The sequence below is a fragment of the Bradyrhizobium sp. GW821-FHT12B03 genome, from assembly GCF_058807535.1.
This window is the reverse complement of sequence record NZ_JBXAQU010000023.1, coordinates 48,083-69,913: the sequence shown is the minus strand read 5'-3', so window position 1 is coordinate 69,913 and position 21,831 is coordinate 48,083. Positions and strand designations below refer to the sequence as shown.

21 protein-coding genes are annotated in these 21,831 nt (G+C 66.3%); 14 read left to right on the top strand and 7 right to left on the bottom strand.

Annotation, left to right across the window (positions count from 1 at the left end):
* Positions 1 to 177: 177 nt before the first annotated feature.
* The 4 genes from AC1RUR_RS32760 (at position 178) to AC1RUR_RS32745 (ending at position 3,739) form a co-directional block, all read left to right on the top strand.
* Positions 178 to 597: a hypothetical protein gene (locus AC1RUR_RS32760; RefSeq protein WP_492851786.1), complete on the top strand. Its 420-nt coding sequence runs from the start codon at positions 178 to 180 to the stop codon at positions 595 to 597.
* Positions 598 to 697: 100 nt separating this feature from the next.
* On the top strand, positions 698 to 1,390 hold the full coding sequence (locus AC1RUR_RS32755) for a response regulator transcription factor (RefSeq protein WP_492851784.1): 693 nt from the start codon (positions 698 to 700) through the stop codon (positions 1,388 to 1,390).
* Positions 1,377 to 2,468: a sensor histidine kinase gene (locus tag AC1RUR_RS32750; RefSeq protein WP_492851783.1), complete on the top strand. Its 1,092-nt coding sequence runs from the start codon at positions 1,377 to 1,379 to the stop codon at positions 2,466 to 2,468. Before AC1RUR_RS32755 ends, AC1RUR_RS32750 begins: the two co-directional genes overlap by 14 nt.
* 29 nt (positions 2,469 to 2,497) lie before the next feature.
* Complete coding sequence (locus tag AC1RUR_RS32745; protein WP_492851781.1) at positions 2,498 to 3,739, top strand: amidohydrolase family protein; 1,242 nt, start codon at positions 2,498 to 2,500, stop codon at positions 3,737 to 3,739.
* A 112-nt stretch (positions 3,740 to 3,851) separates the two neighbouring features.
* Here the strand turns inward: AC1RUR_RS32745 and AC1RUR_RS32740 are convergent, their stop codons facing one another.
* Both AC1RUR_RS32740 and AC1RUR_RS32735 read right to left on the bottom strand, forming a co-directional pair.
* Complete coding sequence (locus AC1RUR_RS32740) at positions 3,852 to 4,223, bottom strand: response regulator transcription factor (protein ID WP_492851779.1); 372 nt, start codon at positions 4,221 to 4,223, stop codon at positions 3,852 to 3,854.
* Positions 4,220 to 5,086 carry a S1C family serine protease gene (locus tag AC1RUR_RS32735; RefSeq protein ID WP_492851777.1) on the bottom strand — a complete coding sequence of 289 codons (867 nt, stop codon included), beginning with the start codon at positions 5,084 to 5,086 and terminating at the stop codon, positions 4,220 to 4,222. Before AC1RUR_RS32735 ends, AC1RUR_RS32740 begins: the two co-directional genes overlap by 4 nt.
* 181 nt (positions 5,087 to 5,267) lie before the next feature.
* Between AC1RUR_RS32735 and AC1RUR_RS32730 the strand changes: the two genes are divergently transcribed.
* The 3 genes from AC1RUR_RS32730 (at position 5,268) to AC1RUR_RS32720 (ending at position 9,684) form a co-directional block, all read left to right on the top strand.
* A complete protein-coding gene (locus tag AC1RUR_RS32730; protein WP_492851775.1) occupies positions 5,268 to 6,233 on the top strand; it encodes a VOC family protein in 966 nt (321 codons plus the stop codon).
* 56 nt (positions 6,234 to 6,289) lie between these two features.
* On the top strand, positions 6,290 to 7,165 hold the full coding sequence (locus tag AC1RUR_RS32725; RefSeq protein WP_492851773.1) for a dihydrodipicolinate synthase family protein: 876 nt from the start codon (positions 6,290 to 6,292) through the stop codon (positions 7,163 to 7,165).
* Positions 7,166 to 7,362: 197 nt separating this feature from the next.
* Positions 7,363 to 9,684 carry a xanthine dehydrogenase family protein molybdopterin-binding subunit gene (locus AC1RUR_RS32720; protein WP_492851771.1) on the top strand — a complete coding sequence of 774 codons (2,322 nt, stop codon included), beginning with the start codon at positions 7,363 to 7,365 and terminating at the stop codon, positions 9,682 to 9,684.
* 184 nt (positions 9,685 to 9,868) lie between these two features.
* On the opposite strand, the gene AC1RUR_RS32715 is transcribed toward AC1RUR_RS32720, so the two are convergent.
* The 3 genes from AC1RUR_RS32715 to AC1RUR_RS32705 are packed head-to-tail and all read right to left on the bottom strand — an operon-like array spanning position 9,869 to position 13,090.
* Positions 9,869 to 11,065 carry an acyl-CoA dehydrogenase family protein gene (locus AC1RUR_RS32715; protein ID WP_492851769.1) on the bottom strand — a complete coding sequence of 399 codons (1,197 nt, stop codon included), beginning with the start codon at positions 11,063 to 11,065 and terminating at the stop codon, positions 9,869 to 9,871.
* A 17-nt stretch (positions 11,066 to 11,082) separates the two neighbouring features.
* Positions 11,083 to 12,231 (bottom strand): acyl-CoA dehydrogenase family protein, encoded by a 1,149-nt coding sequence (locus AC1RUR_RS32710; protein WP_492851767.1) that lies wholly within the window; start codon positions 12,229 to 12,231, stop codon positions 11,083 to 11,085.
* Positions 12,232 to 12,235: 4 nt separating this feature from the next.
* Positions 12,236 to 13,090 (bottom strand): enoyl-CoA hydratase, encoded by an 855-nt coding sequence (locus AC1RUR_RS32705; protein ID WP_492851765.1) that lies wholly within the window; start codon positions 13,088 to 13,090, stop codon positions 12,236 to 12,238.
* Positions 13,091 to 13,267: 177 nt separating this feature from the next.
* Between AC1RUR_RS32705 and AC1RUR_RS32700 the strand changes: the two genes are divergently transcribed.
* The 3 genes from AC1RUR_RS32700 to AC1RUR_RS32690 all read left to right on the top strand — a co-directional run bounded on the left by AC1RUR_RS32700 (position 13,268) and on the right by AC1RUR_RS32690 (position 15,438).
* The gene (locus tag AC1RUR_RS32700; RefSeq protein WP_492851763.1) at positions 13,268 to 13,876 is read left to right on the top strand and encodes a LemA family protein; all 609 of its coding nucleotides are present in this window, start codon (positions 13,268 to 13,270) and stop codon (positions 13,874 to 13,876) included.
* Positions 13,877 to 14,014: 138 nt separating this feature from the next.
* Complete coding sequence (locus AC1RUR_RS32695) at positions 14,015 to 14,935, top strand: TPM domain-containing protein (protein ID WP_492851761.1); 921 nt, start codon at positions 14,015 to 14,017, stop codon at positions 14,933 to 14,935.
* 5 nt (positions 14,936 to 14,940) lie between these two features.
* A complete protein-coding gene (locus AC1RUR_RS32690) occupies positions 14,941 to 15,438 on the top strand; it encodes a TPM domain-containing protein (protein ID WP_492851759.1) in 498 nt (165 codons plus the stop codon).
* Between the two features lie 34 nt (positions 15,439 to 15,472).
* On the opposite strand, the gene AC1RUR_RS32685 is transcribed toward AC1RUR_RS32690, so the two are convergent.
* Together AC1RUR_RS32685 and AC1RUR_RS32680 are read right to left on the bottom strand one after the other, a co-directional pair.
* Positions 15,473 to 16,492: a LacI family DNA-binding transcriptional regulator gene (locus tag AC1RUR_RS32685; RefSeq protein WP_492851757.1), complete on the bottom strand. Its 1,020-nt coding sequence runs from the start codon at positions 16,490 to 16,492 to the stop codon at positions 15,473 to 15,475.
* A gap of 129 nt (positions 16,493 to 16,621) precedes the next feature.
* Positions 16,622 to 18,010, bottom strand: coding sequence for a M20/M25/M40 family metallo-hydrolase (locus tag AC1RUR_RS32680; RefSeq protein ID WP_492851755.1), 1,389 nt, complete (start codon positions 18,008 to 18,010; stop codon positions 16,622 to 16,624).
* Positions 18,011 to 18,033: 23 nt separating this feature from the next.
* Between AC1RUR_RS32680 and AC1RUR_RS32675 the strand changes: the two genes are divergently transcribed.
* The 4 genes from AC1RUR_RS32675 (at position 18,034) to AC1RUR_RS32660 (ending at position 21,787) form a co-directional block, all read left to right on the top strand.
* The gene (locus AC1RUR_RS32675; protein WP_492851753.1) at positions 18,034 to 18,936 is read left to right on the top strand and encodes an amino acid ABC transporter permease; all 903 of its coding nucleotides are present in this window, start codon (positions 18,034 to 18,036) and stop codon (positions 18,934 to 18,936) included.
* A complete protein-coding gene (locus AC1RUR_RS32670; protein WP_492851751.1) occupies positions 18,933 to 19,697 on the top strand; it encodes an amino acid ABC transporter ATP-binding protein in 765 nt (254 codons plus the stop codon). Before AC1RUR_RS32675 ends, AC1RUR_RS32670 begins: the two co-directional genes overlap by 4 nt.
* Positions 19,698 to 19,733: 36 nt before the next feature.
* Positions 19,734 to 20,561 carry an ABC transporter substrate-binding protein gene (locus AC1RUR_RS32665; protein ID WP_492851749.1) on the top strand — a complete coding sequence of 276 codons (828 nt, stop codon included), beginning with the start codon at positions 19,734 to 19,736 and terminating at the stop codon, positions 20,559 to 20,561.
* Positions 20,562 to 20,803: 242 nt separating this feature from the next.
* On the top strand, positions 20,804 to 21,787 hold the full coding sequence (locus AC1RUR_RS32660; protein ID WP_492851748.1) for a hypothetical protein: 984 nt from the start codon (positions 20,804 to 20,806) through the stop codon (positions 21,785 to 21,787).
* Positions 21,788 to 21,831 lie beyond the last annotated feature (44 nt).

The window sequence follows — 21,831 nt, the reverse complement described above, 5'->3', positions numbered from 1 at the left end:
ACAGTCTGGATTGCTTCGTCGCAAGGGCTCCTCGCAATGACGAGGAGAGAGCAGTGCCCTCCCTGACACCCGCGTCAGAATCTGGCGCGTTTGTAAGTTGAAGGGGCCGATCCCTTGCTTTCATCTGATCGTCCTCGTGCGGCGCGGAGACCGCCGCACTGCAAGGAGGATGGTTCGATGAACAGCAGGCTTCTCAAAGGCCTCGCCGCGGCGACGCTCGCTGCGACGATGGCGTTCGCTTCACCAGTGCTCGCCCGTGGCGGCGGCGGCCATGGCGGTGGCGGCGGGCATTTCAGCGGCGGCATGCATGCGGGTGGCTTCGGCGGCATGCGTGCTGGCGGCATGGGCGGCGCGCGTTTCGCCCATGTCGGCGGGCCGGCCCTCGGCGGCGCACGATTCGCGCATGCGGCGATCGGGCCGCGCTTCGCCGGCCCCGGCTGGCACGGCCACCACGGCGTCTTCCGCCACCATCATTTCCGTCGTTTCGCCGTCTTCGGCGCGCCCTATTACTACGCCGGCTACAACGACGGCTGCTGGCGAAGGAGCTGGACGCCCTATGGGTGGCAATGGGTCAATGTGTGCGGAGACTATTGGTAGTCGCATCGCCGTACCGCACCATTGTCGCGATCGCCACCGGGCGGTTCCGCTCAGCCCCGGAACGGGATAGTCTGGTGGCGATCGTCGCGCGGAGTTTTGCATGACCGGAGGTCACCGCCGTATCCTGGTCGTCGAGGACGATCCGGAGACCGCAGGCCAGCTCGTCGAAGAGTTGACGACCTCTGGCTATGAGGTCGATCTTGCCGCCACGGGGCGCGAAGCCCTGAGCCATGGCGCCGCGCGCGACTATGCCGTGATCACCATCGACCGCATGCTGCCCGACATCGACGGCATCGCCGTGATGCGGCAATTGCGCGACGACGGCGTCGCTGCGCCCTTCCTGATCATCTCGGCGCTCGGCGAGGTCGACGACCGCGTCCGGGGCCTGCGCGCCGGCGGGGACGACTATCTCGTCAAGCCGTTCTCCTTCGTCGAACTGCTTGCGCGGCTCGAGGCGCTCGGCCGCCGCAGCGAGACCATCGCCAAGGAGACGCTGCTGCGCGTCGGCGATCTCGCGATCGACCTGATCGCGCGCAACGCCAGCCGCCGCGGCCGCAAAATTCCGCTGCTGCCGCGCGAGTTCCAGCTGCTCGAATATCTCGTGCGCAACGAGGGCCGCGTGGTCTCACGTGCGATGCTGCTCCAGCACGTCTGGGACCTGCATTTCGATCCCTCCACCAACATCATCGACGTCTATGTCGGGCGCGTCCGGCGCAAGGTCGACGATGCCCAGGCCTATCCGCTGATCCACACCATTCGCGGCATCGGATATTGCCTCCGTGCTCCTGGTTAAGACGCTCCGCTCCTCGACCTTTCGCCTGGCGCTGATCGCGATCGCGGCATTCGGGCTGATCGTCGCGGCGATCATGGCCTATGTCTATTTCGGCACGCTCGCCTATGTCGAGAGCCGGCTCGGCACCGCCGGCGATCACGACGGCTTCACCGGCACGATCGAACTCGCCATGATCGCGGTCGCCGTGCTGCTCCTGGTGCTCGCCGGACTCGCTGCCGTGCTGGTGACCCGGCGCACGGTGGGACGCATCGAGGAGATCAACGCCATCAGCCGTGCCATCATGCTGTCCGGTCTCGACCGCCGCATTCCCCTGCGCGGCAGCCACGACGAGTGGGACCGCGTCGCCGAAAACCTCAACCAGATGCTCGATCGCATCGAGACCCTGATGGGCGAGGTCAAGCAGGTCAGCGACAACGTCGCCCATGATCTGCGCACGCCGCTGACGCGCATGCGCGGCCGGCTGGAGAAAGCCTATCACCACGAGCGCAATGGCGAGGCCGATGCGGCGCTGATCGGCGACACCATCGCCGATCTCGACGCCGTGCTCGGCATGTTCGCCTCCATCACGCGCATCTCGGAGATCGAGACCCGCGCCCGCAGGAGCGCCTTCCGCGCACTCGACCTCGCCGAGATCGCCGGCGAGGTCGTCGAGCTCTACGACGCCGCCGCCGAGCAGGTTTCAACTCGCCTCAGCCTCGGCGGCGACCGAGAGGTCGCGATCACGGGCGACCGCGACCTGCTGTTCGACGCCGTCGCCAATCTCGTCGACAACGCGATCAAGCACGGCTGCAAGGGCGGGCAGGTGACGGTGACCTGCCGCAGCGCCGATGGCGGCGCGATGATCGCGATCGCCGACGATGGTCCGGGCATTCCCACTGAGGCGCGCGATCACGTCTTCAAGCGGTTCTACCGGCTCGAACAGAGCCGCTACACACCGGGCAACGGTCTCGGTCTCAGCCTCGTCGCCGCGGTCGCGCGCCTTCATGGCGCCGAGATTGCGCTGCATGACAATGTTCCGGGCCTGACGGTCCAGCTCCGGTTTCCGCCGCCTGCGCAGCCCGGCACCCAAATTGCATGATCTTGCGCGTACCGAGTGGAAGTCCTGCAATGTCCCGCCTGCCAGACCTCGTCATCACCAACGCACGCACGCGTAGCCGCGAGATCGTCGACATAGGGATCACTGATGGCGTGATCACCGCGATCGGCAACCGGCTCGATCCCGGTGCACAGGCCTTTGTCGATGCCGAAGGCGGTCTGGTGACGCCGGCCTTTGTCAATCCGCACCTGCATCTCTGCAAGGTCTGGACCCTGCCGATGATGTCGGAGGCAGCGCTAGAGGCCTATCAGGGCGGCGGCATGAGCGAGGCGGCCAAGGCGGTCGATCTCGCCGCAGCCGTGAAGAGCAATTACGACGCGTCCTGGATCATTCCGAACGCGCGGCGCGCGGTGGCGCTCGCCGCGCTCCACGGCAATCTCCACATCCGCGCCTTCGCCGACGTCGACACCAAGGCCCGGCTGGAGGGTGTCAAGGCGCTGCTCGCGATCCGCGAGGAGTTTCGCGGCATCGTCGACATCCAGGTCGTGGCGTTCCCGCAGGACGGCCTGTTTCGCGAGCCCGGCGCCGACGGCCTGATGCGCAAGGCGATGGCGCTCGGGGCCGACGTCGTCGGCGGCATTCCCTGGATCGAAGCCGATGAAGAGGACATGCGCCGCCATGTCGCGTTCTGCTTCGACCTCGCGGCCGAGCACGGCGCCGAAATCTCGATGCTGCTGGACGACGTCGGCGACGCCAACATGCGCACGCTCGACATGATGGCGCGCGCGGTGATCGCGCGCGGCGTCGAGGGCCGGGCGCTCGCCCATCATTGCCGGGCGATGGCGCTCTATCCCGAGAACTATCTCCGCGAGCTGATGGTGCTGCTCGGAAAGGCCCGTATCAGCGTCGTCAGCAATCCGCACAACGGTCCGCTGCACGCGCGGGTGAAGGAGCTGCTCGCGGCCGGCATCAATGTCTGCCTCGGCCAGGACGACATTTCCGACGCCTATTATCCGTTCGGCCGCAACAACATGCTGGAGGTGGCGTTCCTCGCCTCGCATCTGCTGTGGATGACGAAGAAAAGCGAGTTCGAGACGCTCTACGACATGATCACCACGCGCGCAGCTACGGCGATGAACCTGGAGCGCTACGGCCTCGGGCTCGGCTGCGCGGCGAATCTCGTCATCCTCGACCAGGCCGATGTCACCGAAGCCCTGCGCTTTCACACTCCGCCGAGGATCGTCATCAGCCATGGCCGCGTCGTCGATACCGATCGCATGCGCGAGCTGGCGCAGACCGCAATCGGCAGTTGATCCGCGCCGTCTCGAGCGTTTTCGAGCGAAGTGGACACCGGTTCGCGTCAGGAAAACGCGTCAAAACAAGAATCTAGAGCCCCGTTCCGATCTCATCGGAACGGAAATGGCTCTAGAGCTCGATCACGCCGCGGCGCGCCGCATGCGCCACCGCATCGGTGCGGCCGGTCGCATCGAGCTTGTCGAGCAGCGAGCCGACATGGAATTTCACCGTGTGCACGGAAATGCCGAGCCGGCGCGCGATCATCTTGTTCGAGGCGCCCTCGGCCATCAGGGCGAGCACGTCGAGCTCGCGCTGCGTCAGTGCGATGTCGTCGGGCATGCTGCGCGGATCGCGAGCGACGATCGTCGCGGCGGCCGGCTCGCCGGGTCCGGCAAGGCGCAGCCCGGCGACATTGCCGAGCAGCGCCGCCAGGCGATCGGCGAGGGCGGGTTCGTCGATCTCCAGGGACAGCACGATCTCGGCCGTCTTGTCCTCGCTCACGCCTCCGGCCTCTCGCCGACCGTGACCTTGAAGCTGACCGGCTCGCCGCCGCGGCGCGCCGCGACATCGACCACAGCGCCGACGCTCGCCGGCCCCAACGTTCGCGACAGCGCGCGCACGCCGGAGAGTTTCTGGTCGTTGACCGCGACGATCACGTCGCCCTGGCGAATCCCGGCCGCCGCCGCAGGCCCGGCCCTGTCGAGATTCATCACCATCGCGCCGACACCGTCGTCGAGCCGCACCGGCTGGAGCCCGAGCCCGAGATACCCGCGCGCGATGCGGCCGTGCGCCTCTAACAGCGGCGCGATGCGCTCGATCGTCGCCGTCGGGATCACCAGCACGCGCCGCGGTCCGAGCACCGCCATGCCGAAGGCCTCGCCCGACGCATCCAGCGCAAGGCCGCCTTCCTGGCTGGGACGCAGGCGCACGTCGAGCTCGATCCGCGCATCGATGTCGCCGCCGCGCAAGGAGCGCCAGCTCTGGCCGGACGCCGATACCATCCCGAGCGCCGCGCTCGGCGTCTCCCGATTGGTGGCGACCACCACCGACAACGCGCCGAGGGGAGGGACCGCAGCGGTCAGCTTGACCGGCGCGACCGCGGCATCCGTACGCAGCAGCGCGATGTCGGTGGTGTGGTCGCGACCGGCGATCGTGGCGGCCACCTGGCTGCCGTCGGGAAGGCCGATCTCCACCTCGCCCTCGTCGGCCAGCGCCTCGTCGGCGGTGACGATCAGGCCGGGCTTCCAGGCGAACCCGGTTGAGCGAGAGCGATGCGAATGCACGGAGACGACGGACAGCGCGGCGCGCGCCACGACATCCGCAAGCGCGGACGACAGTGAAGACAGAGGAGTTGGGGCGGTCATGGCGGTCTCCTGTAAGCTGTCCCCAATCTGGGATGTCGCGGGCGATTGCGAAACTGGCCGGGTGGCCAGGACAGAGCCGGCGCCAGCCGACGAACATGTGATTGGGAGCCGCTCACGGGAACGTGTAGCAACAGCGAAATTGCGCCGTACGGCCTTAAACGTTTCCAGCGAGCCCTGACCGATGACCATTGATCTCACCCGCCGCACCCTGCTTCAACTCGCCGGTGCCACCTCGCTCGCGATGGCGGCCGCGGCCGCTGCGCGCGCCGAGGGCAATCCGCAAGGTGGCGGTCCGACCTATGCCAGCCGCACGCCGATGCGGGTCGGCATGGTGACGCTCCGGGTCAAGAACCTCGACAAGGTTGCAGACTACTACCGCGACGTGATCGGGCTGACCGTGATGGAGCGCTCCGCCAGCGCTGCGAAGCTCGGCACATCAGGCATCACGCTGCTCGTGCTCGAGGCGCGCCCCGATGCCGCGATCGAGCCGCGCAACGCCGCCGGCCTCTACCACACCGCCTTCCTGATGCCGACGCGAAAAGACCTCGCGCGCTGGCTGGTCGCAGCCGCCTCGCACCGCGTGAAGCTGTCGGGCTTTGCCGATCACCTCGTCAGCGAATCCGTCTATCTCGACGATCCCGAAGGCAACGGCATCGAGGTCTATGCCGACCGCGATCCCTCGCAATGGCAGTGGAGCGAGGGCAGCGTGAAGATGGCGACCGACGAGCTCAACATCCCCGACCTGCTGTCGCTGACCAACACGCGCGTGCCCGACTATGCCAAGGCGCCGGACGGACTGCGCATCGGCCACATGCATTTGCGCGTCGGCGATCTCGCGCAGGCGGAAAGCTTCTACCACGGCACGGTCGGCCTCGACCCGACCCGCAAGCGCAATGGTGCCGCGTTCCTGTCGTCGGGCCGCTATCACCATCACCTCGGCATGAATGTCTGGCAGAGCCAGGGCGCCGGCCAGCGTGACGATCAGACCACGGGTCTTGCGTGGTTCTCGCTGGTGATGGCGAAGCCGGACGTTCTCGCCGCCCAGGTGGAGCGCCTGCGCAAGGGCGGCACGCAGGTCACGGCGCTCGCGGACGGCGTGGAGGCGGTCGACCCCTGGGGCACGCGGGTGCGGTTGCTCAGGGTTTGATCGCCGGGGCGGGCATTGCTAATACCTCCGGGGTGCCAGCTTGCGGAGCCCCCGACATGTCCGAATTCCACGGCGTCTTCCCCTATCTCGTCTCGCCCGTCGATGCCGCTGGTGCGGTACGCACCAACGTGCTCGCAAAGCTCTGCGACGACCTGATCGGCGCCGGCGTGCATGGGCTGACGCCGCTCGGCTCGACCGGCGAATTCGCCTATCTCAACGCCGCGCAGCGGATGGCGGTCGTGCAGACCACCATCGAGGCGGCGAAGGGCCGCGTGCCCGTGGTGGCCGGCGTGGCCTCCACCTCCACCGCGGATGCGGTGGCGCAGGCGAAGGCCTATCAGAAGTGTGGGGCCAACGGCATTCTGGCGATCCTGGAGGCCTATTTCCCGCTCGCGGATGCTCAGGTCGAATCCTATTTCCGCGCCATCGCGGATGCCGTGGACATTCCCGTCGTCATCTACACCAATCCGCAATTCCAGCGCTCCGACCTCACCCTCGACGTCATCGCGCGCCTCGCCGAGCATCCGCGCATCGGCTACATCAAGGATGCCTCGACCAACACCGGCCGGCTGCTCTCGATCATGAACCGCTGCGGCGATTCCTTGCGGGTGTTCTCGGCCTCGGCCCATATCCCGGCCGCGGTGATGCTGATCGGCGGGTTCGGCTGGATGGCGGGGCCGGCCTGCATCATCCCGCGCCAGAGTGTCGCGCTCTATGAGCTCTGCAAGGCCGGCCGCTGGGACGAGGCCATGGCGCTCCAGCGCCGGATGTGGCGCATCAACGAGGCCTTCGCCCGCTTCAATCTCGCCGTCTGCATCAAGGCCGGCCTTTCGATCCAGGGCTACGACGTTGGCGACCCCATCCCGCCGCAGGCGGCGCTGACCGCCGAGGCCCGCAAGGTCGTGGAAGCGGCGCTGCGGGAGCTGGCCTAGCTGTCCCCTCTGTCGTCATGGCCGGGCTTGACCCGGCCATCCACGCGCCTCCACACGAAGAGAACGTGGATGCCCGGGTCAAGCCCGGGCATGACGAAATTGGGGGGATCGCCGCCCAAAACCGCGGCTGGTATGCCTCCGGTCGATCCGCTAAAAGGCTGCCCGCAGTTTCGAAAAGACCCTGAGGACCCAGCGGAATGAACATTCTTCCCGGCAATTTGCGTTTCGGAGCGGGCCAGCCCGTCAAGCGTTTGGAAGACCAGCGGCTGCTGACCGGGAAGGGGCAATTCATCGACGACAAGCCGCAGGACGGCGCGCTGTGGTTGCACGTGCTGCGCTCGCCGCATGCGCACGCCAGGATAGTCTCGATCGACACCAGCGCAGCGGCTGGCATGCCCGGCGTCACCGCGATCTACACCGGTGCTGACCTCGTCAAGGACGACATCGGCACCATCCCGACCTTGAGCATCTTCAAGCGTCCCGACGGCAAGCCGATGACGGTGCCGCCGCGCCGGCTGCTCGCCCATGAGATCGTGCGTTACACCGGCGAGGCGGTCGCGGCGGTGGTCGCGTCCTCGCGCGCAGAGGCCCAGAGCGCGGCCGAGGCGATCATCGTCGAATACGACGTGCAGCCCGCAGTGGTCGATCCCGTCGAGGCGGTGAAGCCCGGCGCGCCCGTGGTCTGGCCGGAGGCGCCGGACAATATCGTCGGCGCGATGAGTTATGGCGACGCGGCCAAGGTGGACGAGGCTTTTGCAAAGGCCGCGCACACGGTCGAGCTCGACATCGTCAGCCAGCGCCTGGTGCCCTCCGCGATGGAGCCGCGCTCGACCATTGCCGAGATCGACAAGGCCACCGGCCGTCTTCTGCTGCATGTGCAGTCGCAGACCCCGGCCTCGACCCGCGACGTGCTGGCCGAAGCCGTGCTGAAGCGTCCCAAGGACAGCGTGCGCGTGCTGGTCGGCGACATCGGCGGCGGCTTTGGCCAGAAGACCAACCTCTACCCGGAAGACGGCATCGTCGCCTATGCCGCGACCAAGCTGAACAAGAAGATCCGCTGGCGCGGCGACCGCACCGACGAATTCGTCGGCGGCACCCACGGCCGCGATCTCACCTCGACGGCGTCCTTCGCGCTGGATGAGAAAGGCAAGGTGCTGGCCTATCGCGTCACCTCGATCGGCTGCACCGGCGCTTACTCTTCGGGCGCGGCGAACATCATTCCGCTGGTGCTCGGGCCGTTCGTGCAGACCGGCGTCTACGACCTGCCGCTGGTGCATTTCGAGGTGAAGTCGGTGATGACCCACACCGCGCCGGTCGGTGCCTATCGCGGCGCGGGTCGCCCGGAGGCGGTCTTCATCGTGGAGCGCCTGTTCGACGCTGCTGCGCGAAAAATCGGCATGGACCCGCGTGCGATCCGGAAAGCGAACTACATCAAGCCGGCACAGCTGCCCTACACCAACGCTGCGGGTCAGGTGTACGATTCCGGCGCCTTCGCGCACATGCTCGATCGCGCCGTGAAGCTCGCCGATTGGGACGGTTTTGCCGCGCGCAAGAAGGCGGCGAAGAAGAAGGGCCTGCTCTACGGCCGCGGGCTCACCTCCTACATCGAATGGACCGGCGGCCGCGCCCACACCGAGAAGGTCAGCCTGCACGCGACCTCGCAGGGCCGCGTCGTCCTGCATTCCGGCACCATGGCGATGGGGCAGGGGCTGCAGACCACCTACACCCAGATGATCTCCGACACGCTCGGCATTGCCATGGACAAGATCGATGTCGTCCAGGGCGACACCGATCTCGCCATGGGTTTTGGCAGCGTCGGCTCGCGCTCGCTGTTCGTCGGCGGCACGGCGGTGGCGGTGTCCTCCAACGATTTGATTCAGAAGGCGCGCGAGAAGGCGGCGAACGTGCTGGAGACCTCGATCGAGGACATCGAATATCAGGGCGGCATGCTCACGGTGGTCGGCACCGACCGTCGCATCAGCCTGTTTGATCTCGCCGAGAAGGAAGGCGGCGCAAAACTCAGCGTCGATTCCGAAGGCGAGGTCGACGGTCCGAGCTGGCCGAACGGCACGCATATCTGCGAGGTCGAGATCGATCCGGAGACCGGCGTGTCCAAGGTCGTGCGCTACACCACGGTTGACGACGTCGGCGTTGCCGTGAACCCGATGCTGGTGACGGGGCAGATTCATGGCGGCGTCGCGCAGGGTATCGGCCAGGCGCTCTATGAGGGCGTCTCCTACGATGCCGACGGCCAGCTCCTCACCGCGAGCTACCAGGATTACTGCATCCCGCGCGCCGACGACGTGCCACCGATCGTGGTCACGCTGGACGATTCCGCGCCCTGCCGCACCAATCCGCTCGGCGCCAAGGGCTGCGGCGAATCCGGCGCCATCGGCGGCCCGCCCTGCGTCACCAACGGCGTGATGGACGCGCTCGCCGAGCTCGGCATCACCCAACTGAATACGCCGCTGACGCCGCAGAAGATCTGGCAGGCGATCAGGGACGCGAAGGTGGGTTAGGCCCGCGTCGTCGCGGCAATCTCAACTGTCGTCCCGGCGAAGGCCGGGACCCATAACCACCGAGTCCAGTTTGGCGAAGGCTGGCAGTTACCAGTCTCGCAGTACAGCTCCTCTCCGGAGTATGGGTCCCGGCCTTCGCCGGGACGACAGCGGCATTTGCCGCGCCATTGCGGGCTACACGCCCTCAAATCCCCAGCATCATCTTCGCGATGATGTCGCGCTGGATCTCGGAGGTGCCGCCGAAGATCGTGTAGGCGCGGCCGTTGAGATATTCCGGTACCACCGTCAGCATCTCCTCGGGTGTTACCGGCTCGCGGTTGAGCTTGTAGAGCGGGCGCATCGGCTCGACGGCGAGGGCGTCGTGGCCGATCACGTCGGCGCCGAGCCGCGTCACGGCCTGGCGGATCTCGCTGTTGCGCAGCTTCAGGATCGACGACACCGCACCGGGATTCTGCCCGGTCTGGAGCGCTGAGAGCACGCGCAGCTCGGTCATCTCCAGCGCGTCGATGTCGACTTCGACCTCCGAGAGGCGCGCGGCGATATCAGGACTGTCGATCGCGCGTCCGGTCAGGTCCGATTCGGCGAGGTCCGCGATCGCCTTCAGCCCCTCGCGCAGCTTGGCTGACGCGATGCCCGAGCCGCGCTCGAATTCGAGCAGGTACTTGCCGTAGGTCCAGCCCTTGCCCTCCTCGCCGACGCGATTGGCCACAGGCACCCGCACGTCGTCGAAGAACACCTGGTTGACCTCGTGGTCGCCGCCGATGGTGAGAATGGGCCGCGTCGTGATGCCCGGCGTCTTCATATCGATCAGGATGAAGCTGATGCCGTCCTGCTGCCGCGGTCCGTCGCTGGTGCGCACCAGCGCAAACATGCGGTTGGCGTGGTGGGCATGTGTGGTCCAGATCTTGGTGCCGTTGATGATGTAGTCGTCGCCGTCGCGTACCGCGCGCGTCTTCAGCGAGGACAGGTCGGAGCCCGAGCCCGGCTCGGAGTAACCCTGGCACCAATAATCCTCGCCGGAGAGAATCTGCGGCAGGTAAAAGTTCTTCTGCTCCGCCGAGCCAAAGCCGATGATGACGGGCCCGACCATCTTCACGCCCATCACGTTGACGTTCGGCACCCCGGCCCGAGCAGACTCGGTCTCGAAAATCCAGCGCTGCGCCGGCGTCCAGTCCGGCCCGCCATATTCGACCGGCCAGCCCGGCGCGCCCCAGCCCTGCTTGTGCAGCGCGCGCTGCCAGGCCATGCCGATATCGGGGTCGGAGAACACCGACGGCGTCAGCGCGGTCGCACGCTTCATCTCCTCGGTGAGGTTTTTGGCGATGAAGCCACGCACCTCGTCCTGGAAGGCGCGCTCCTCGGCATTGAACGACAGGTCCATGATGCGCTCCCTTCGGTTCAGGCCGGCACGCCGGCGCGGCCAAGCCGGGCGTGGCGGGCATAGTGGTGCGCGCTGCCGCCGAACAGCGTGTCGAAGGCGACGAGCCGCTTGAAATAGGCGCCGACCTCGAGCTCTTCGGTGACGCCCATGCCGCCATGGAGCTGGATCGACTGCTCGCCGACGAAGCGCGCGCATTTGCCGATCTTCGCCTTTGCCCCGGATGCGGCTCGCGCGCGCTCGACCGGCGCGGCATCGACTTTGAGCGCGGCGCGCAGCGCGATCGAGCGCGCCTCGTCGACCTGCATCGCCATGTCGGCGAGGCGATGGCGGATTACCTGGTTGGCGGACAACGGCCGGCCGAACTGCTTCCGGATCCTGGTGTATTCGAGCGTGGTCTCCAGCAGCGTCTGCATGATGCCAACGGCCTCGGCGCCGAGCGCAGCCATGGCGCGATCGATCGCCCATTCGATCGCCGGGAGCGCGTCGTGGCCGTCGCCGAGCAGGGCGTCGTCAGGAAGATGCACGTCGCAGAATTCGATATTGCAGGCGCGGCCGCCGCCGAGCCGCGGATAGTCGGAGATCGAGAGGCCTGGCGCCGTGGCCGGCACCAGGAACAGGCCGATTCGCCCCGATGGTCCCCGATGATCGTGAATATGAGCGGACACGATGATCTCGTCGGCGGCGTGGCCGTCGAGCACGGTGATCTTGCTGCCGGCAAGGCGCCAGCCCTGCGCGGTCTTGTTGGCGGCGGTTGCGACCTGTGCGAGATCGAACCGCGCTGCGCGTTCGGAATGCGCAAGCGCCAGCTTCAACGATCCGTCGGCGATCTTTGGCAAGCTCGCCTGCTTCTGCGCGGTGCTGCCGCATCTGTCGATCAGGGCGGCTCCGAGCACGATGGTCGCGACATAGGGCTCCGACACCAGCCCGCGGCCAAACGCTTCCATCAGGATGCCGATCTCGACCGCACCACCGCCGAGCCCATCAAACTCCTCCGGGATCGGCAGCGCCAGCCAGCCGAGCTCGGCAAACTGCGTCCACACCGCAGGGCTGAAGCCGAGCGGATCGTTCGCCATCTTGCGGCGATGATCGGCATTGTAGCTTTCGGCCACGAAGCGTTCCGCGCTCTCGCGCAGCAGCCGTTGCTCGTCGCTCGGGTTGAGGTCCATGTCGTTACTCCGCAGCCGCCGGCGGCTTGCGCACCGAGGGATGCAGGCCGGATGGATCGACGATCATGCCGAACTCCTGGAGGTTATGGGCGTGACAGAGCTGATGCAGCGCAAAAGCCTGGTCGATCGCGGCGGGCTGGCCCATCACGTCGACGGAGCGATTCACCGCCTCCTTGGTCAGCTTCAGTGCGAAGGCTGGCTTTGCCGCGATCCGGCGCGCCAGCTCCATCACGGACGCCGAGAGTTCGGCGCGCGGCACGACCCGGTTGACCATACCGAGCTGATGCGCCTCTTGCGCGCTCCAGCTGTCAGCGGTGAACAGAAACTCCTTGGCCTTGCGCGGCCCAAGCTCCCAGGGATGCACGAACCATTCGACGCCGCAGACGCCCATGGTGACCACGGGGTCGCAGAATTGCGCGTCGTCGCTGGCGACGATGAGGTCGCAGGCCCAGGCCAGCATCAGGCCGCCGGCGATACATCTGCCGTGCACCTCGGCAATGGTTGGCTTGGCGAGATTGCGCCAGCGCCGCGTGATCTGGAGATATATTTCCTGCTCGCGTGCGAAGCGGCCATGCGCGTTTGCCTCCGCAAAGCCGCCCCAATTTCCGATTGGCGGGAAATCAACGCCCGCGACATTCTTGCCGCCGGGACGGAGATCATGGCCCGAAGAGAAATGCGGCCCGTTGCCGGCGAGGATGATCACCTTGACCGCGTCGTCCTGCACCGCTTCGTCGAAGGCGGCGTTGAGATCGTAGGTCATTTGCAGGTTCTGCGCGTTGCGCGCCTCGGGCCGGTTCATCACGATCCGGACAATCGCCGGCTCCGGCCTCTCCACGAGGATGGTCTCGAACGAGGACATCGCGTTCCCCCTGGCGTTTCCGTTTGGTCTTGTTGTTTCGTTGAGTTGACTATGTTGGCCAGTGATAGGCAAGGGGCTTGCGTCAATCGGCTGCTTTTCGCGCCGCCGGCACAAGATCTCTGGCACCGCGCGCGTTCATTCTGGTAGTTTGCACCCGATTCCACCGGGAGAAATTTGATGCGCAAGATCCTGACCGTGCTGGCGGCGCTGGCCTCGCTCAGCCTCACCAATTGCGGCTACAACGCGATCCAGAGCGAAGACGAGCAGATTAAGGCCAACTGGTCCGAAGTCGTGAACCAGTATCAGCGCCGTGCCGATCTCGTGCCCAATCTGGTCAACTCGGTGAAAGGCTTTGCCCAGCAGGAGAAGGACGTGCTGCTCGGCGTGACCAATGCGCGCGCCAAGGTCGGCAGCATCCAGGCGACGCCGGAGGTGCTGAACGACCCCGCCGCCTTCCAGAAGTTCCAGGCCGCCCAGGGCGAGCTCTCGAGCGCGCTGTCGCGGCTGCTGGTCGTCACCGAAAACTATCCGCAGCTCAAATCGGACGCGCTGTTCAAGGACCTGATGTCCCAGCTCGAAGGTACCGAGAACCGCATCACGGTGGCGCGCAACCGCTACATCAAGGCGGTGCAGGAGTACAACGTCACCGTCCGCTCGTTCCCGAGCAACCTCACGGCGATGATGTTCGGCTACAAGGAGAAGCCGAACTTCACCGTCGAGAACGAGAAGGCGATCTCGACCGCACCGAAGGTCGATTTCAATCCGGCGCCAGCGCCGTCGAAGTAGGTGCACGCGATTTTGCGCATGCGTTTCGCCCCGCACACCGCTGTCATTCCCCGCGAAGGCGGGGAATCCAGTACGCCGGCGCTTCTCGGTTCAATAACTGCTGCCTCTGGAATACTGGATCGCCCGCCTTCGCGGGCGATGACAGCGAGGTTGTGGCGGGCCTGTTCGAATGCGTCGTCGCGCTTCGTTCTCGTATTCACACTCCTCCTCGCCCTCGCTCTCCCAGCCTTCGCCGACGTCGCCGTGCCGCAGCTCACCGGCCGCGTCGTCGACCAGACCGGCATGCTCTCCAGCAGCGACATCGCCGCGCTGACGCAAAAACTGCGCGACTTCGAGACGCGCAAGGGCAGCCAGATCGCGGTGCTGATCGTGCCCACCACGCAGCCGGAGACCATCGAGCAGTTCTCGATCCGGGTCGCGGAGGCCTGGAAGATCGGGCGCAAGAAGGTCGACGACGGCGCGATCCTCGTCATTGCCAAGAACGACCGGCATTTGCGCATCGAGGTCGGCTACGGCCTCGAAGGCGCGCTGACCGACGTCACCTCGCGGCGCATCATCGACGAGATCATCACACCGAAATTCAGAACGGGCGATTTCAGTGGCGGCGTCTCCGACGGCGTCGATCGCATGATCCGGGTGATCGACGGTGAACCGCTGCCGGTGCCTTCACCGACCGTGAATTTCGGCAATCTGGACGATATTGCGCCGCTGTTCATCGTGACACTGTTCGCCTCGATCGGGGTCGGTGGCTTCTTCCGGGCCATGTTGGGGCGGCTGCTCGGCTCCTTGGCAACCGGCGGCATCATCGCGGCGCTGACCTGGCTCATTCTCGGGTCTTTCGCACTTGCCATGGCGCTCGGAGCCCTCGGCTTCGTCATCGGGTTCATCGCCGATTTGTTTTCGGCGATGGCGCCCAGCTCAGGGAGGTCGCGTCGAGGCTCGTGGTCGAGCGGGTCCTCGTCCGGTGGCTGGAGCAGCGGCTCGTCGTCCAGCGATAGCGGCAGCTTCAGCGGCGGCGGTGGCAGTTTTGGCGGCGGCGGCGCCTCGGGGAGCTGGTAGCGGTCATGAGCATCAAGCGCATTGCCAGACATCTGGTGCAGCATCATTGGCGGGCAAGGCAGATCTTTCCGCCGGCGGTGCTCACCCGCATCGAGCAGGCGATCGAGCAGGGTGAGACGACGCATTCCGGCCAAATCCGCTTCGTCGTCGAGGGCGCGCTCGACGGCCGCCCTTTGTTTCGCAACCAGCCGGCGCGCGAGCGTGCGCTCGACGTGTTCTCGCACCTGCGGATCTGGGACACCGCGCACAACAACGGCGTCCTGATCTATCTCCTGCTCGCCGATCGCGACGTCGAGATCATCGCCGACCGCGGCATCGACGCGAAGGTGGGGGCTGCGGGCTGGGAAACCATCTGCCGCGCCATGGAGGCGGAGTTCAGAGCCGGCCGGTTCGAGCACGGCGTGATCGGCGGCATTGCGGCCGTGTCGGGCGAGCTGGCAAAGCATTTCCCGCCGCAAGGCCCGCATGCGAACGAGCTGCCGGATGCGCCGGTGGTGATGTAGCCCGGCCTCGTCCCGATCAGGGCGGGTCTTGCGTTTATCCTGATACGGCGCCGGTCGACTCTCTGACGACGAGGCCCGTCGGCTGAATGGTGATGCCGGTGGGCCCCGGCGCTTCACCTGTGATCAGGCGAACCAGCATCCGCACGGCCTCATAGCCGAGCTGATCGAGCGGGTAGGCGACCGACGTCACGGCCGGCGTCAGCAGATCGGCAACGGGCCCGTCATAGAAGCTTGCGACGGACAACGCACCGGGAACGTCCAGGCCGAGCTGTCGCGCCACGCGCAACGCACCCGCGGCCACCAGATGGTTGGTGGCGAAGATCGCGGTCGGACGGTCGGCGAGCGCAAGCACGGCATGCGCACCCGCTTCGCCGCCCTCACGGTCATAGCCGCAATTGACCACGAACCGCTTGTCGAAGCGCAGGCCGCGTTCGGCGAGCCCCTGCTTGAATCCCGCAAGTCGCCGTGTGCCGAGGAAGCGTCGCGTGCTGCCGAGAAATCCGATCCGCTCGTGGCCGAGGTCGGCCAGATGACGTATGGCGAGCGCCACGCCCGCTTCGTCGTTCAGCATCACATGCGGCAGCTCCTCGTTCAGGTAGCGATTGACGAGCACGGCCGGCGCCCCGAGCTGCTGCACGGCCGCCAATTGCCGCGCCTCCTGCTTGCCCGTGGAGATCAGAAATCCGTCGACCCGGTTGCTGGAGAGAATGCGCGCGGCAAGGTTCGGATCCTCGCCTTCCTCGCCGATGCCGCCGATTAGCATCGAATATCCGAGCTCGTAGGCCGCCCGCTGCGCGCCCTGGATGATGGCGACGAAGGCCGGGCTGTTGATCTCGGGCACGATCATCGCAAGACTGCCCGAGCGCGCAAGGCGCAGGCCCCGCGCTTGTGGATTGGGGATGTAGCCCAGTTCCGCAATCGCGCGGCGAACCGTCACCTTGGTCTCGTCCCGGACGTTGAGCGTCGGGTCGTTGTTCAGGATGCGTGATATCGCGCCGGGCGAAACGCCCGTCGCCTTCGCGACGTCGGCTATCGTCACTCTCTTGCCAGTCACCAAGCCTCGCCTCTGGATCATCCCGAGCCGGACGATCGACGTCGGTCCGGCGTCGCATCCTATAGCATCGGAAAGACCGGAGCGCCGCTGCCGGCGCAGCGCAATTTTCCTCGGCTGGGGATGGACGCGCTATTCGCTGCCGGTCAGGTAGTCCCACGCCGACAATGCATGGGTCTTGATGACGGTCATGAACTCCTCCACCGACACGCATTCGTCGGCTGCGGCCATACGCGTCGGCGCCGGCCCGTATATATAAGCGGGCACCTTGTGATAGCGCCAGAACTTGCAATCGGTGGCGCCGAGCGAGGGAACCGCGACCGGGCGCACACCCGAGACGGTCTCGGCATTGCGCGCGAGGATTCCGACCATCGGATGGTCGTGTGCGCATGAATTCGAAGGGTTGCTGGCGGCTTCCTGGATGGCGACCTCCGCCTGCGGATAGTCGGCGAGAATCGTATGGATTGTCTGCATGACCCGGGCGGCGTCCAGGCCGATCGGCATTCGAATGTCCGCCTCGAAGACGCAGGATGCGGGAATCATGTTGACCTTGAGCCCACCCTGGACGGTGCCGATATTCAGCGTGGGGCGGGTCAGGACGTCGGCGGCGCCGGCGCCCATCGCGCGGTCGGCTGCTGCCCGGACTTCGGGCCGCGCGAGATAAGCTCGTAGCGACGGCGCGAGGTCGGGGACGATCGCCTCGATCTGTCCAAGCCGGTTGATCAGGCTCGCGGCGATGCGCGTCGCGCTCTCCGATTTGTGCAGATATGCGCCGTGCGCGCCGGCGGTTCGTACCGTGAAGGTCAGCCGCAACGTGCCTTTCTCGGCGAACCGGACGGTTTGCAGACCGCTGGGCTCCGCGTTGATCATGCAGTCGCCATGCCATCGCGTGTCGTTTTCGAGCAGCCAGCGGCTGCCCCAGCGTCCACCGGTCTCCTCGTCCGACACGGCGGTGAGGCCGATGCTGCCCGCCAGCGCGGCCCGGCGGACGTGAAGGTAGCTGAACGCGATCACCGATGCGGCGGTGCCGGCCTTCATGTCGCAGGCTCCGCGGCCATGCACGCAGCCATCTTCCAGCGCGCCCGACCAGGGATCGCGCGACCAGCCGCTGCCGTCACCCACCGGAAACACGTCGATGTGGCCGTTCATCACCAGCCGCCTCCCACTGCGTCCTCCATCGAATTCGGCGACGACATTGGGCAGGTCCTCGCGCGGCGCCACGATCGACGCCTCGATGCCGCGGTTCGCGAGATAGCGCGACACGACCGCCGCGGCCCGCCGCGTATCGCCCGGCGGATTGGGCGACGGCTCGCGGATGAACGCCTGGAGAAAGGCGATGTGGGAGGCGCGATCGCGCTCGATCTCGGCGATCAGGTCGTCTTTCGTGACATGGTGCATTGACATTCTTCCCGGTCTTTGTAGTTTAGTAAAACGATTTACTAAGCCGAGAAGACGAAGGCAAGCCGGTTGACCCCAGACCAGCGGCGACGAGCCGGCGGCGCGGTGGCGGGAAGCGGGCATCGCAGGACGACGAAGACAGTTTCATGGCAAGCGTATTGAGTGAAAATCCCGTCATGAGCGGGCGAGGTGGCCTCACCGAGGACATTTCGGAGTTCGAGCATGTGCGACGGAAGCATGTCGGCCGCTATGTCAGCGCGGCGCTGATCGTCGCGCTGGTGTCCTGGGTCGTCATGGCGTTCGCCCACGGCCGGATCGAATGGGCCATCGTCGGACAATATTTCGCGGTGCGCAGCATCGTTGTGGGCCTCGGCAACACCGTGCTGATGACCGCCTTGGCGATGCTGCTTGGTGTCTCGATCGGCGTGACCGTTGCCATCATGCGGCTCTCGGCCAATCCGGTGATCAACTGGGCGGCGGCCGGCTATGTCTGGTTCTTCCGCGGCACGCCCGTGCTGCTGCAACTCTTGCTGTGGTTCAACCTGGCCCTGGTGTTCCCCAATCTCGGCATTCCCGGACTCGTCGAGGTGCCGACCGTCGAGGTGATGACGCCTTTCCTCGCTTCGCTGCTCGGGCTCGGCATCAATCAGGGGGCCTATACGTCGGAGGTGGTGCGCGCCGGCCTGTTGTCCGTCGACCAGGGGCAATACGAGGCAGCCAAGGCGATCGGAATGCCCCGCCTGCAAGCGCTGCGCCGGATCATCCTGCCCCAGGCCATGCGCGTGATCGTTCCGCCGATCGGCAACGAGCTCATCGGCATGGTCAAGCTGACCTCGCTTGCGAGCGTGATCCAGTTTCCGGAAATCGTCTATAGCGCGGAAAACATCTACTACGCGAACAACCGGGTCATTGAGCTGCTGATCGTCGCGGGCATCTGGTACGTGGTCGTCGTCACGGTGCTCTCCGCTCTCCAGGGGCGGATCGAGCGGTATTTCGCGCGCGGCGCAGGCGCATCCGGCGCAATGACACGAGCTGGGGCATCGACGTGACTCCCATCGTCAAATCCGTCGGCCTGCGCAAGTCCTTCGGCGGCTTCGAAGCCCTGAAGGGCATCGATCTCGAAATCGACCGCGGCGAGGTGCTGTGTGTTGTCGGCCCGTCGGGCTCGGGCAAGAGCACCTTCCTGCGCTGCATCAACCAGCTCGAAGCCATCGATGGCGGCGCCTTGTGGGTCAATGGCGAGCTCGTCGGTTACCGGCGGACAGGACGCAAGCTGTTTGAACTCTCCGAGCGCGAGATCGCGCGGCAGCGGCTCGCGACCGGCATGGTGTTTCAGCGCTTCAACCTGTTTCCGCACAAGACGGCCCTGGAGAACGTCATGGAAGGGCCGGTCCAGGTGCTGAAGACGGAGCGCAGGCAGGCCGAGTTGGAGGCCAACGAGCTGCTCGCACGCGTCGGACTTGCGAGCAAATGCGGCGCTTACCCGATCGAGCTGTCGGGCGGCCAGCAGCAGCGCGTCGCGATCGCGCGCGCGCTCGCGATGAAGCCGGCGTTGATGTTGTTCGACGAGCCGACCTCCGCGCTCGACCCGGAGCTGGTCGGCGAAGTGCTTTCCGTCATGCGTGATCTCGCACGGAGCGGAATGACCATGATCGTCGTGACGCACGAGCTCGGTTTCGCCCGCGAAGTTGCGAAACGGGTGCTGTTCATGGACCAGGGGCTGGTGGTCGAAGCCGGATCGCCCGAACAGGTTCTCGGCAGGCCAACCCAGGCCCGTACACGCGATTTCATCTCGGCGGTGCTGAGCTAGCCGTTCGGCGCCGTCGAGGCGCACAGGGGAGTATCAATGTTGTCACGATCCCGCCTTTATCTTGCAGCTGTCGCTTGCGTGGTCGCGTTCGGCCAAACCACCGGCATCGCCTGCGCGCAGGGGACGAAGACTGTCATCAACGCGGCGACGGTACCGAAATATCCTCCTTTCGAATTCAAGGACCCGGCGTCCGGCAAGCTGATCGGATTCGATGTCGACATCGTCGATGCGATCGCCGCCAGGATGGGCATCAAGGTCAACTGGATCGATTCGAGCTTCGACCAGCTGATCAGCTCGGTCGAGACCAGGCGCGCCGACGTCATTGTGGCCGGCATGGCCGATACGCCGGAGCGCCGCGCGACCGTGAGCTTTCTCGATTACCTGCACGCCAATACAGTGTTCTTCACACTGCGGGCCAACGCCGCACGCTATCCGGATCTGGACGCGCTGTGCGGCAAACGGGTCGCCACCGCGCGCCGGACGATCTGGCCCGCGGCGATCGAGAAATGGAGCGACGAGCATTGCACCGCCGCCGGCAAGCCTGCCGTGATCGTGGTGGGCACGGACGGGTCACCGGATACGCGGCTGCAACTGAACCAGGGGCGCGCCGATGCGGCGGTCCAGGGCGCCGAGACCATCCCGTATCAGAACTCGATCGAGGGCAACCGCTACGTCATTCTCGGCAAGCCATTCCTCGTCCAGGACATGGGCCTCGGATTTGCCAAGGACGATGTGCAATTTGGACAGAGGCTCAAGCAGGCGCTCGCGGGGCTCATGGCCGACGGCAGCTATCAGGAGCTGCTGCGCAAATGGGATCTGACCGGCAGCGCGATCGAGCAAGCCATGATCAACGGCCAGCCCTGAACGCACCGGCGCTCCCCTAGTCATCCAGCTTGTTCAGATCGGGACCGTTGCTCCGCCGTTCATCTTCCCCCGGTTACAAATTGTTTCATGCCCGCCACGCCGGTTCCACTTTCCCGGCCCAATTCGGCCCCGGATGACTTCCTAAAATTTCGGTAAGCGGGTCCGAAGGTAAGGATTTCGCAAGCAATGAAAGTTACCAAAAGGTCAATCCAGACTGGAGTATTTGAGCCGTGAGCGAACCAATGGTTGAGCAGGCCGCCCAGACGACCGGTGAACAGGCTGGCGCCGTCGAAGCCGCCGCGACCGGACCGCAGGCCGTCGAGGCTGCCGCCGGCATCGACGCCCCCTCGATCGCGCCCGACCACGAGGCGCCGCCCAAGCCCGACGCGCCGAAGGCGGAGCCGCCCCGGATCGAAGTGCCGAAGTTCGAGGCGGCCAAGGTTGAGCCGAAGGCCGAGAGCAAACCCGAGCCGAAGCCCGGCAAGCTCATCGTCATGCCCCCCTCGGACCGCGCCTGGGACCGCGAGGACTTCGCCCCGCATATGAAGGCCGACGAGCCGCGTGACACCGGCGGCAAGCGCCGTGTGTCGGCGATGGCCGCGGTGGTGGCGATTGCCGCCAGCGTCGGCGCGATCAGCGGCGCGCTGGCAACCGCCGGCATGATGCACTTTGCAGCTCCCGCGCCGGCGCAGGTCGCCGACACCAGTGCGCTGGATGCCTCCGTTGCGCGCATCGATGCCGACCTCGTCGCCCTCAAGGCGAATGTCGAGCACTCCTCGAAGACCGGCCTCAGCCAGTTCAACCGGGCGAACGACCGCCTCGACAAGCTCGAGAAGGCGCAGGCCGAGCCGATCGCCAGGATCGCAAAACTGTCCGAGACCGTGGACAAGCTCCGCGCCACGCCGCCGGCCGCTCCCCCGCAGGCCGCGGCAGCGCCAGCGAAGGAGACCACCGGCTCGATCGCGCCGACCCAGGTTGCGACCGCCGCCGCTGCACCGGCTCCCGCACCCGCCGCGCCCAAGACCGAAATCGGCCGTCTGCCGACGGTCGAGGGCTGGAGGCTGCGCGACGTCGCCAATGGCGGTGCACTGATCGAGGGCCGCGACGGCCTTTACGAGGTCTATGCCGGCGATCCCATTCCCGGCCTCGGCCGCGTCGATGCGATCCGTCGTCAGGACGGCCGCTGGGTGGTCGTCACCAGCAAAGGCCTGATCGTCGCGCGCTGAGCTGCTGGCATTCGACTTTCGAAGAGGCGCTTCACCACCATGTG